This is a genomic window from Streptomyces sp. NPDC090022 (assembly GCF_044748145.1).
Lineage (GTDB): Bacteria > Actinomycetota > Actinomycetes > Streptomycetales > Streptomycetaceae > Streptomyces.
On the sequence record NZ_JBIVFN010000002.1, the window covers coordinates 651004 to 662505 of the forward strand.

The 11502-nt window shown below is 73.0% G+C and carries 10 protein-coding genes; 8 read left to right on the top strand and 2 right to left on the bottom strand.

Annotated elements, in window-relative coordinates; all coding sequences use genetic code 11:
- Positions 1-94 precede the first annotated feature (94 nt).
- From ACIPXB_RS07610 to ilvD, 3 genes are all read left to right on the top strand, one after another.
- On the top strand, positions 95-922 hold the full coding sequence (locus ACIPXB_RS07610; RefSeq protein ID WP_401445767.1) for a sugar phosphate isomerase/epimerase family protein: 828 nt from the start codon (positions 95-97) through the stop codon (positions 920-922).
- On the top strand, positions 919-1545 hold the full coding sequence (locus ACIPXB_RS07615) for a TetR family transcriptional regulator (protein WP_401445769.1): 627 nt from the start codon (positions 919-921) through the stop codon (positions 1543-1545). The genes ACIPXB_RS07610 and ACIPXB_RS07615 overlap by 4 nt, the downstream gene beginning before the upstream one ends.
- Positions 1546-1697: 152 nt before the next feature.
- A complete protein-coding gene (gene ilvD, locus ACIPXB_RS07620; RefSeq protein WP_401445771.1) occupies positions 1698-3548 on the top strand; it encodes a dihydroxy-acid dehydratase in 1851 nt (616 codons plus the stop codon).
- 448 nt (positions 3549-3996) lie between these two features.
- Here ilvD and ACIPXB_RS07625 read toward each other — a convergent pair whose 3' ends face one another.
- Positions 3997-6186, bottom strand: a complete 2190-nt coding sequence (locus ACIPXB_RS07625; RefSeq protein WP_401445773.1) for a protein kinase — start codon at positions 6184-6186, stop codon at positions 3997-3999.
- A 106-nt stretch (positions 6187-6292) separates the two neighbouring features.
- On the opposite strand from ACIPXB_RS07625, the gene ACIPXB_RS07630 reads away from it, so the two are divergent.
- The 5 genes from ACIPXB_RS07630 to proC all read left to right on the top strand — a co-directional run bounded on the left by ACIPXB_RS07630 (position 6293) and on the right by proC (position 9770).
- On the top strand, positions 6293-6625 hold the full coding sequence (locus tag ACIPXB_RS07630) for a peptidase (protein ID WP_401445775.1): 333 nt from the start codon (positions 6293-6295) through the stop codon (positions 6623-6625).
- 38 nt (positions 6626-6663) lie between these two features.
- The gene (locus tag ACIPXB_RS07635; protein ID WP_401445778.1) at positions 6664-7242 is read left to right on the top strand and encodes a hypothetical protein; all 579 of its coding nucleotides are present in this window, start codon (positions 6664-6666) and stop codon (positions 7240-7242) included.
- Between the two features lie 77 nt (positions 7243-7319).
- Complete coding sequence (locus ACIPXB_RS07640) at positions 7320-8129, top strand: ABC transporter ATP-binding protein (protein WP_401445781.1); 810 nt, start codon at positions 7320-7322, stop codon at positions 8127-8129.
- Positions 8126-8863: an ABC transporter permease gene (locus ACIPXB_RS07645; protein WP_401445783.1), complete on the top strand. Its 738-nt coding sequence runs from the start codon at positions 8126-8128 to the stop codon at positions 8861-8863. The genes ACIPXB_RS07640 and ACIPXB_RS07645 overlap by 4 nt, the downstream gene beginning before the upstream one ends.
- Before the next feature lie 97 nt (positions 8864-8960).
- On the top strand, positions 8961-9770 hold the full coding sequence (proC, locus tag ACIPXB_RS07650; RefSeq protein WP_401445785.1) for a pyrroline-5-carboxylate reductase: 810 nt from the start codon (positions 8961-8963) through the stop codon (positions 9768-9770).
- Between the two features lie 80 nt (positions 9771-9850).
- Here proC and trpS read toward each other — a convergent pair whose 3' ends face one another.
- On the bottom strand, positions 9851-10846 hold the full coding sequence (trpS, locus tag ACIPXB_RS07655; protein ID WP_401445787.1) for a tryptophan--tRNA ligase: 996 nt from the start codon (positions 10844-10846) through the stop codon (positions 9851-9853).
- Positions 10847-11502: the final 656 nt, after the last annotated feature.

Genomic DNA, 11502 nt, shown 5'->3' on the forward strand with positions numbered 1-11502 from the left:
GCCTCGGCCGCCCCCGGCCGCCCCCGGCCGGCCCGGTCCGTACCGTTCCGGACCGGGCCGTACCGGGAAACGGCCTGGCCCTTACCCTTAGGCCGTGGCAGATCCAGTGGTGCGCATCCCCGACGCGAAAGTCGCCCTCTCCACCGCCTCCGTCTATCCGGAGTCCACGGCGACGGCCTTCGAGATCGCCGCGCGCCTCGGCTACGACGGGGTCGAGGTGATGGTCTGGACGGACCCCGTCAGCCAGGACGTCGAGGCCCTGCGGCGGCTGTCGGACCACCACCAGGTGCCGATCCTCGCCGTTCACGCCCCCTGCCTGCTGATCACCCAGCGCGTCTGGTCCACCGACCCGTGGACCAAGCTCCAGCGCGCACAGGCCGCCGCCGAGCGGCTCGGCGCGTCCACGGTGGTCGTGCACCCGCCGTTCCGCTGGCAGCGCCAGTACAGCCGCGAGTTCGTCCGCGGCATCTGGCGGATGGCCGACGAGACCGACGTACGGTTCGCCGTCGAGAACATGTACCCCTGGCGCTACCGCGACCGCGAGATGCTCGCCTACGCGCCCGAATGGGACGTCACCAAGGACGACTACCGCCACTTCACGGTCGACCTCTCCCACACCGCCACCGCCCGCACCGACGCCACCGCCATGGTCGACCGGATGGGCGAGCGGCTCGCACACGTCCACCTCGCCGACGGCAACGGTTCCAACAAGGACGAGCACCTCGTCCCCGGACGCGGCACCCAGCCCTGCGCCGAGCTGCTGGAACGGCTCGCCCGCACCGGCTTCGACGGCCACGTCGTCATCGAGGTCAACACCCGCCGCGCCATGTCCTCGGCCGAGCGCGAGGCCGACCTCGCCGAGGCGCTCGCCTTCACCCGGCTGCACCTGGCCAGCCGCTCCCGGCAGGTGCCGCGCCCGTGACCGCGCCCGAGACCCCCAAGCGCCCCCGCCGCGGCCCCGGGCGCCCGCCGCGCGACGCCGCCGAGGAGGGCCCCGGCACGCAGGAGCGCATCCTGCTCGCCGCCCGCGCCGAGTTCTCCGCGCGCGGCTACGACAAGACCTCCGTACGCGGCGTCGCCAAGGCCGCCGGCGTGGACCCGGCCCTGGTCCACCACTACTACGGGTCCAAGGACGACCTCTTCGCCGCGGCCATCGAGGTCAGCCTGGAGCCCGCCCTGGTCGTCCCGGCCATCCTGGGCGCCGGCCCCGACGGCATCGGCGAGCGCCTGGCCCGCTACTACCTGGGCATCTGGGAGAACCCGGTCACCCGCGCCCCGCTGCTCGCCGTCATCCGCTCGGCCCTCACCCACGAGGCCGCGGCGAAGGTGCTGCGCACCCTGATCCTGCGCAAGGTCCTGGAGCGGGTCGCGGCCGAGCTGAAGGTCCCCGACCCCACCTTCCGCGCCGAGCTCGCCGCCTCGCACATGATCGGCATCGCGATCCTGCGGTACGTCGTCCAGGTCGAGCCCATGGCGTCCGCGGACCCGGAGCAGATCGTCGCCCTGGTGGCCCCGACCCTCCAGCGCTACCTGACGGCACCGTGACGCGCGAGCCCCGGGGGCCGGACCCCCGCCCGCACGGGCAACCGCCCACGGAATGACCACGCCGTCCCGCCATCCGGACAACCTGTCCGCATCCCGATAACCAGGCGTAGCCTCGTACTGAGCCTTATCCGCACTCATGGGGAGTAGACCCGATGCCCGAGCTGAGGTCCCGCACCGTCACCCACGGCCGCAACATGGCGGGCGCGCGCGCCCTGATGCGCGCCTCGGGCGTAGCGAGCGAGGACATCGGCAAGCCGATCATCGCGGTCGCCAACTCCTTCACCGAGTTCGTGCCCGGTCACACCCACCTCGCCCCGGTCGGCCGGATCGTCTCCGACGCCATCCGTGCGGCGGGCGCCGTCCCGCGCGAGTTCAACACCATCGCGGTCGACGACGGCATCGCGATGGGCCACGCGGGCATGCTGTACTCCCTGCCCTCCCGCGACCTGATCGCGGACTCGGTCGAGTACATGGTCGAGGCCCACTGCGCCGACGCCCTGATCTGCATCTCCAACTGCGACAAGATCACCCCGGGCATGCTGATGGCCGCGATGCGCCTGAACATCCCGGTCGTCTTCGTCTCCGGCGGCCCGATGGAGGCCGGCCAGGCCACCCTCGTCGACGGCACCGTCCGCAAGCTCGACCTGATCGACGCCATGGTCGACGCCTCGAACGAGAACGTCTCCGACGAGGACGTCCTGCGCATCGAGGAGAACGCCTGCCCCACCTGCGGCTCGTGTTCGGGCATGTTCACGGCCAACTCGATGAACTGCCTCGCCGAGGCCATCGGTCTGGCCCTGCCCGGCAACGGCTCCGTCCTCGCGACCCACACCGCCCGCCGCGCCCTGTACGAGGACGCGGGCCGCACGGTCGTCGAGATCACCAAGCGCTACTACGAGCAGGACGACGCGTCCGTCCTGCCCCGCAACATCGCCACCCGCCAGGCCTTCGAGAACGCCATGGCCCTGGACATCGCCATGGGCGGTTCCACGAACACGATCCTCCACCTCCTGGCCGCCGCCCAGGAAGCCGGCCTGGACTACGACCTCAAGGACATCGACGAGGTCTCGCGCCGGGTCCCGTGCCTGGCCAAGGTCGCGCCGAACGTCGCCCCCGGCGGCACGTACTACATGGAGGACGTGCACCGCGCCGGCGGCATCCCGGCGATCCTCGGCGAACTGCACCGCGGCGGCCTCCTGAACAAGGACGTCACCACGGTCCACTCGACGAACCTGGAGGACTGGCTGGCGACGTGGGACGCCCGCAGCGGCACGGCCTCGGCGGAGGCCATGGAACTGTGGCACGCGGCCCCCGGCTGCGTGCGCTCGGCGACCGCCTTCTCGCAGTCCGAGCGCTGGGAGTCCCTCGACCTCGACGCCGCGGGCGGCTGCATCCGCTCGGTGGAGCACGCGTACAGCAAGGACGGCGGCCTCGCGGTCCTGCGCGGCAACATCGCCGAGGACGGCTGCGTCGTGAAGACGGCCGGTGTCGACGAGTCGATCTGGACCTTCGAGGGGCCGGCGGTCGTCTGCGAGTCGCAGGACGAGGCGGTCGAGAAGATCCTGACCAAGCAGGTCCAGCCCGGTGACGTGGTCGTCATCCGTTACGAGGGCCCGCGCGGCGGCCCGGGCATGCAGGAGATGCTCTACCCGACCTCCTTCCTGAAGGGCCGGGGCCTGGGCAAGGTCTGCGCCCTGGTCACGGACGGCCGCTTCTCCGGCGGCACGTCGGGCCTGTCCATCGGCCACGCCTCGCCCGAGGCGGCGTCGGGCGGCACGATCGCCCTGGTCGAGGACGGCGACCGGATCCGCATCGACATCCCGAACCGCTCGATCGAACTCCTCGTCCCCGAGGAGACCCTGGCGGCCCGCCGCGAGGCCCTGGGCGGCGTGTACGCCCCGAAGACCCGCACCCGCCAGGTCTCGGCGGCCCTGCGCGCGTACGCGGCGATGGCAACGAGCGCCGACAAGGGCGCAGTCCGCGACGTCTCCCTCCTCCCGTAAGGCCCGCCTCAATCGCCGGCGGGGCTCAAAGCCCGGGGGCTCCGCCCCCGGGCCCCCATACGGGCGCTCCGCGCCCGTGCGCTCAAACGCCGCGCGGGCTGGACATGCCGCTCCGCGGCATCCCAGCCCCGCGGCACTCACCCAGGGTCCACCAATGACCCTCCAACACCGCCGCGCACCACTCCAGCCCCGCCGGGCGCCATCTCAGCCCCACCGGGCGCCATCTCAGCCCCGCCGGCGTTTGAGGCGCGGGGGCGCGGGGGCGGAGCCCCGGTCATCCAGCCTCGCCGGCGTTTGAGGCGCGGGGTCCGGGGCGGAGCCCCGAAGCCTGCCCGCCGGGCAACCTTTCGGCGCCGCCGGGCACCCCTTCCAGCCTCGCCGGCGATTGAGGCGCGGGGGCGTGGGGGCGGAGCCCCGGCGTTGGGCAGGGGCATCCGTTGGCCCGGCGTCACCACGCGGCCGGGTCGGCCTCAGGGGCCGCGAAGACCGAGCCGTCCGGCGCGGTGGCGTAGACGTACCCCGCCGCCACCACCGGCGCCGCCAACGTCGCCGCGTACGTATGCGCCCCCGCCGCCATCCTCGGCTCCGTCCCGCCCACCAGCCGCCGCGCCCCCGCCCCCGTGTCCACCGCCAGCAGCCGCCCGTCCGCCGCCGCCAGGTAGACGCGACCCGCCATCGGCACCGGCAGCGACGCCACCGTCACCCCCGTCTCCAGCCGCCACTCCTCCCGCTCCGACCCCACCGCCACCAGCGACCCGCCCGCCCCGAACGCGTAGACCACCCCGTCCGACCCCACGCTCGCCCCCGCCTGCAGCAGCGGCGTCGACAGCCGCGTCACCCGCACCGCCCGCGTCGCCAGCTCCACGCGCACCACGGCCACCGCCATCGACCGTACGTCGGTCTCCAGCAGGTACAGCGCCCCCTGCGCCACTCCGATCGGCTCCGCCTGCCCCGGGGTCCGCGTCAGCTCCCGCACCGTGCCCCCGCCCGCCGCGTCCACCTGCGCCACCTGCGTCGAGGACCCGTCGGCGGCCGGCGTCGCGACGTACAGCGAGCCGTCGCGCTCGCCGCGCCAGACCGACCCCACCCCGCCGATCCGCTTCGTCCACGCCTGCGCGCCCGTCGCCGCGTCCAGCGCGCTGACGCCGCCGTCCCCGCCGACCACCAGCACCCGCTGCCCGGCCGGTACGACCCGGGCCCCCTGCGCCAGCTTCCGCTGCCAGCGTTCCGCGCCCGTCGCCGGGTCCAGCGCCTGCAACAGCCCGCTGTTGGCCGCCACCACCAGGACCAGCCCCCCTGCGTACTGCGGGGCGCCGCCCGCCGCCGTACGCGACGACCCCGCCGCCGGCGCCGGCACCGACCACTTCACGGAACCGTTCCCCGGGTCCAGCCGGGCGGCGGCCACGGACGGCCCCGAGCAGTACAGCGCCGAGTCCTGCCAGGAACACGCCGCCGCCTGGTTGCCCTGAGGCTGCGCACCGCCGAGCCGTACCGCCCACGGCTGGAGCGGCGGCGCGGTCTGCCCGGCCGGCCGGCCCCCGGAACGCCGCGACGCGTCGTCCTCCGGCGCCAGCGCCCCCGCCCCCACCGCCACCCCGCCGGCCGCGAGGACGGCCGCGACCGGGCCCGCCACCCAAGCCCACCGCCGCCGCCACCCTCGCGGCCGCGGCGGCGGCGACGGCGGCGGCGGCGGAACGTCCTGCGCGTCCACACCCGGCCGCTCCCGCCGGTGCGTGACCTCACCCTCCCCCGCCCCACCGGCCCCCACGGGCCGCCTCGGCTGCGGTATGAACGCCTGCGTCTCCTCCGACGTCGGGTACGCCACCGCCCGCATGGCCGCGATCAGCTGGTCGGCGCTCGGCCGCCGCGTCGGGTCCTTCGCCAGGCAGCGCGCGACGATCGCCGCCAGCTGCGGCGGCAGCCCAGTCAGATCGGGCTCGTGGTGCACCACCTGGTACGCCACCAGGTACGGGCTGTCCGAATCGAACGGCCCCCGTCCCGTCGCCGCGTGCACCAGCACCGCGCCCAGCGCGAACACGTCCGCCGCCGGCCCCACCTCGCGCGGCCGCTGGAACTGCTCCGGCGCCATGAACGGCGGCGTCCCGATCAGCTTCCCGGTCTCGGTCCGCAGATCGCTGTCGTACGGCCGCGAGATCCCGAAGTCGATCACCTTCGCACCGTCGGCCGCCATCAGCACGTTGCTCGGCTTGAGGTCCCGGTGCACCACGCCGGCCCGGTGGATGTCCCGCAGCGCCTCCGCGAGCCCGGCCCCCAGCCGCCCGACCTCGGCCGGCTCCAGCACCCGCTCGCGCACCCGCTCGGCCAGCGTCGGCCCGTCGATGAACAGCGTCGCCATCCACGGCCGCTCGGCATCGGGATCGGCGTCCACGACCGGCGCCGTGAACGCCCCGCTCACCAGCCGGGCCGCGGCGATCTCCTGGCGGAAACGGGCCCGGAACTCGGGGTCGACCGCGTGCTCCGCGTGCACGATCTTCACGGCGAGTTTCAGCCCCGACGCGGAGGTGGCCAGGTGGACCACACCCATGCCGCCGGAGCCGAGCACGGACTCCAGCCGGTACTGCCCGGCGTACTGCGGGACTCCCGCGCACTCGCCGTACTCCCCGCGCCGCGCCTGCATCGCGTACCACCCCCGCGCGAGCCTAGACGATGGCACCTGTGGAGCCACAAGGTCCTGCTACCCTGCGCGAGTTGCGGAGCGTAATGCCCAGGGGGGGAGATTTCGTATGTCCGTGGAGAACGAGACCGGCCAGGCGGCCGGCGGCGCAGAGGGCCTGTCCGAGGCGCAGGCGGTGTCCGTCGCGTCCGGCTACCCGTCGTTCCCGGTCGCGCCCGGCTACCGCGTGAACGTGCGCAGCGGCCCCGGCACCGGCTACTCGATCATCAAGGTCCTGCCGTACGGCGCGATCGTGACCATCCGCTGCCAGTGCGACGGCACCACCATTTCCGGCCCGTACGGCACGACCGACATCTGGGACTGCATAGGCAACGGCCAGTTCGTCTCCGACGCCTACGTCCAGACCGGCACCGACGGCTACGTCACCAACCGCTGCGCCTGAGCCCGGCCGCCGCCCCGGCGGGAGGGATAATCGCTGACGTGAGCGACGACCAGCGAGACCAGACCCCCGCCGAGGCGGCCCAGGACCCGGCCCGAACCCCGTCCGAGCAGCCGTCCACGCGCCCGTCCGCGTCGGCGAACCCGCCCGCCGGCCCGCAGCCCGAGCCGCTCCGCTTCTACGGCATCACCTGGGTCGACCACGACGGCGGCTACCACCTGCGCCGCGCCGGCCTCGCCGTCGGCTCCCTCCTCGGCGCCTTCTCCTCCGCCTACCTGCTCCGCTTCGCCTACGAAGGCATGGAGATCGGCAAGGTCGGCAGCTTCCTCAGCATCTCGGTCGTCGTCCTCTTCGCCGTCTGCAGCGCCATCGCCTTCATCAAGACCTGGGAGTCCTACAGCCGCCGCCCGGCTCCCTCCTCCGACGAGGCCTCCCTCAAGGGCCTGAAGGCCATCGGTTTCATCGGCTCCCTCATCGCGTACTTCCTGCGCACCCTCTCCGAGGCCCCGGGCGAGAAGCTCCACCGCGCCGAGTACGAGCGCGCCGTCGCCGAGTACGCCCGCCGCCGCAGCGCCCGTACCGGAAACCCGGCCGCCCGCCGCCCCAAGCGCAAGAAGTAGTCCCGGCGCCCCGGCAGAAGTAGTCCCGGACTCCCGACGGTTGACGCCCCGGCACAGCCAGGAGCATTATTCATCACATGATGAATAACCCTCGGGGGGCCTCCTCGACCGCCGCCCCACCCGCCGTCCACGCCCACGCCCTCACCGTCCTGCGCGGCACCGGCCGCACCCCCCGCACCGTCCTCCACGGCATCGGCTTCGACGTCCCCCGCGGCCGCATCACCGGCCTCCTCGGCCCCTCCGGCTGCGGCAAGTCCACCCTCATGCGCGCCGTCGTCGGCACCCAGGCCCACGTCACCGGCACCCTCGACGTCCTCGGCCACCCCGCCGGCCACCCCGAGCTCCGCTCCCGCATCGGCTACGTCACCCAGGCACCGTCCGTGTACGACGACCTCACCGTCCGCCAGAACCTCGACTACTTCGCCGCCGTCCTCGACCCCGGCCGTTCCGCCGCCGACCGCCGCCGGCAGGCCGTCACCCGCGCCATCGCCGACGTCGACCTCACCAGCCACACCACCGTCCTCGCCGGCAACCTCTCCGGCGGCCAGCGCAGCCGCGTCTCCCTCGCCGTCGCCCTGCTCGGCACCCCCGAGCTCCTCGTCCTCGACGAACCCACCGTCGGCCTCGACCCCGTCCTGCGCCGCGACCTGTGGAACCTCTTCCACGACATCGCCGCCACCCGTGGCGCCACGATCCTCGTCTCCTCCCACGTCATGGACGAGGCCGAGCGCTGCCACGACCTGCTCCTCATGCGCGAGGGCCGCATCCTCGCCCAGGACACCCCCGACGCCCTGCGCGCCCGCACCCACTCCGCCACCGTCGAAGAGGGCTTCCTCCACCTCGTCGACGAGGCCAACGCCCTCGCCGCCCAGGAGCAGCCCCGATGAACGCCGCCCGCACCACCGCCACCGCCGCCCGCGTCCTGCGCCAGCTGCGCCACGACCCGCGCTCCATCGCCCTGATGCTGCTGGTCCCCGTACTGATGCTGACGCTCCTGCGCTACGTCTTCGACGGCAACCCGCGCACCTTCGACCAGATCGGCGCGTCCCTCCTCGGGATCTTCCCGCTCATCACGATGTTCCTGATCACCTCCATCGCCACCCTGCGCGAACGCACCTCCGGCACCCTCGAACGCCTCCTCGCCATGCCACTGGGCAAGGGCGACCTCATCGCCGGCTACGCCCTCGCCTTCGGCACCATGGCCGTCGTCCAGTCCCTCCTCGCCACCGGCACCGCCCTCTGGCTCCTCGGCCTCGACGTCGTCGGCTCCCCCTGGCTGCTCCTGTTCGTCGCCCTCCTCGACGCCCTGCTCGGCACCGCCCTGGGCCTCTTCGTCTCCGCCTTCGCCGCCAGCGAGTTCCAGGCCGTCCAGTTCATGCCGGCCGTGATCTTCCCCCAGCTGCTGCTCTGCGGACTCTTCGCCGCCCGCGACACCATGCAGCCCGCCCTCGAAGCCCTCTCGAACGTCCTGCCGATGTCGTACGCCGTCGACGGCATGACCCAGGTCCTCACCCACACCGACATGACCGCCGACTTCGTCCGCGACGCCGTCGTCGTCGCCGCCTGCGCCCTGCTCGTCCTCGCCCTCGGCGCGGTCACCCTCCGCCGCCGCACCCCCTGACCGACCCTGACTGCACTCCGGACACGCCCGCCCCGCTCCCCGCCCGGGTGCAAGGATGAGGAGGGAGTACACGTATCCCAGGCGAGGTGAATCGGGCATGACCCAGACAGTCGCGGTCCTCGGAACCGGCAAGATCGGCGAGGCGCTCCTCAGCGGCATGATCCGCGGCGGCTGGCCCGCCTCGAAGCTGCTGGTCACCGCCCGCCGCCCGGAACGCGCCGAAGAGCTCCGCAGCCGCTACGGCGTCGAGGCCGTCAGCAACGCCGAGGCCGCCAAGCGCGCCGACACCCTCATCCTCACGGTCAAGCCGCAGGACATGGGCACCCTCCTCGACGAGCTCGCCCCGCACGTGCCCGCCGGCCGCCTGGTCATCAGCGGCGCCGCCGGTATCCCCACGTCCTTCTTCGAGGAACGGCTCGCCCCCGGCACGCCCGTCGTCCGCGTCATGACGAACACCCCCGCCCTCGTCGACGAGGCCATGTCCGTCATCTCCGCCGGCAGCCACGCCACCGCCGAGCACCTCCACCACACCGAGGAGATCTTCGGCGGGGTCGGCAAGACCCTGCGCGTCCCCGAGTCCCAGCAGGACGCCGCCACCGCCCTCTCCGGCTCCGGCCCCGCGTACTTCTACTTCCTGGTCGAAGCCATGACCGACGCCGGCATCCTCCTCGGCCTGCCCCGCGCCCAGGCCCACGACCTCATCGTCCAGGCCGCCATCGGCGCCGCCGTCATGCTCCGCGACAGCGGCGAACACCCGGTCAAGCTCCGCGAGGCCGTCACCTCCCCGGCCGGTACGACGATCAACGCCATCGTCGAGCTGGAGCGCCACGGCGTACGGGCGGCCCTGATCGCCGCCCTCGAAGCCGCCCGCGACCGCAGCCGCGAGCTGGCCTCCGGCAACAGCTGACGCCAGGCGAACGGGGCCCGGAACCTCCCACTCCCGGGCCCCACCCTCTCCCCGAGGCGACGAACCTCAGGGGACGAACCTCAGGGGACGAGCAGCCCGATGGCCTCGTACGCCCGGTCCACCACCGGCCGCGCGATCGCCCGCGCCCGCTCGGCGCCCGCCCGCAGCACCGCGTCCACCGCCGCCGGATCGGCCGCCAGCTCCGCGTGCCGCTGCCGTACCGGCCGCAGCGTTTCCACCACGGCCTCGGCGACGTCCCGCTTCAGCTGCCCGTAGCCGCTGTACCCGCCGGCCAGCACCGCCGGGTCCCCGCCCGTGCACGCGGCCAGGATGTCCAGCAGGTTCGCCGCTCCGGGCCGGTCCTCCCGCTCGTACACGACCCCGCCCTCGTTGTCGGTGACCGCCCGCATCACCTTCTTGGTGATGACCTCCGGCTCGTCGAGCAGGTAGACGATCCCGGACCCCACGGCCTCCGACTTCCCCATCTTCGACGTCGGCTGCTGGAGGTCCATGACCCGCGCGGCCACCGCCGGCGTCGTCGCGCGCGGCACGGTGAACGTGTATCCGTACCGCTGGTTGAACCGGACCGCCAGGTCCCGCGTCAGCTCCACGTGCTGGCGCTGGTCCTCGCCCACCGGCACCTCCTCCGTCCCGTACGCGAGGATGTCCGCCGCCATCAGCACGGGATACGTGAGCAGCGACAGCCGCACCCCTTCCCCGGCCGCCTGGGCCTTCGCCGCCTTCTCCTTGTACTGGATCATGCGCCGCAGCTCGCCGTCCGCGGCCGTGCACTCCAGCACGTAGGCCAGCCGGGTGTGCTCGTCGACGTGGCTCTGTACGAAGAGCGTGCAGACCCGCGGATCCAGCCCGGCGGCCAGCAGCAGGGTCGCCGCCTGCCGGCTCAGCCGCCGTACGCGCGCGGGATCGTGCTCGACGGTCAGCGCGTGCAGGTCGACGACGCAGAACAGCGCCTCGTCCGGCCGCTGCTCGGTGGCGACCCACTGCCGTACGGCGCCCAGGTAGTTGCCCAGCGTCAGGTGCCCGGACGGCTTGATCCCGCTGAAGATCCTCGTCATCTCTGTCTCTACTCCCTGTCGTGTCGTCGCCACCGCTGCCGGCGGCCGACTGCCCGGGGGGCAGAAACAAGAACGGCCGCCGAGGCGGCGGCCGTGGAGCGCATGCGTGCTCGCGTGGAGGGTCGGCCGCCGTCAGGCGGCCCACCAGCGAAGGCTGGGCGTGAGCGCATGCGTAGTCATGGCAGTCAGGGTAGCGGGTCAGCCGGGGGTTGACACGGACTTTCGCGATCCGTAAGGTACTTCGAGTTGTCCGACGTGAGCGCCGACTCCGGTCGGTCCCCGGACAGCCATTCCGCAACACTCATTCGAACGAACGACGCACTGTGTCGTCTCGTTTTCATGCGTATTTGCGAATGAGGAATCCGTGTCCGAGTGACACTCCCGCCGATTAGGACGGGGGCAAGGAATCCGCTAAGGTCTCACTCGTCGCAAGGGCCAAACGGCCCGGAAGACAAACCCGCTGACTGGGAGTCAGGCCCGAAAGGATCTGATAGAGTCGGAATCGCCGGAAAGGGAAACGCGAGAGCGAGGACCTGGAAAGCACCGAGGAAATCGGATCGGAAAGATCTGATAGAGTCGGAAGCGCAAGAACGAAGGAAGCGCCCGGAGGAAAGCCCGCGAGGGTCAGTACAAAGGAAGCGTCCGCACCTTGAGAA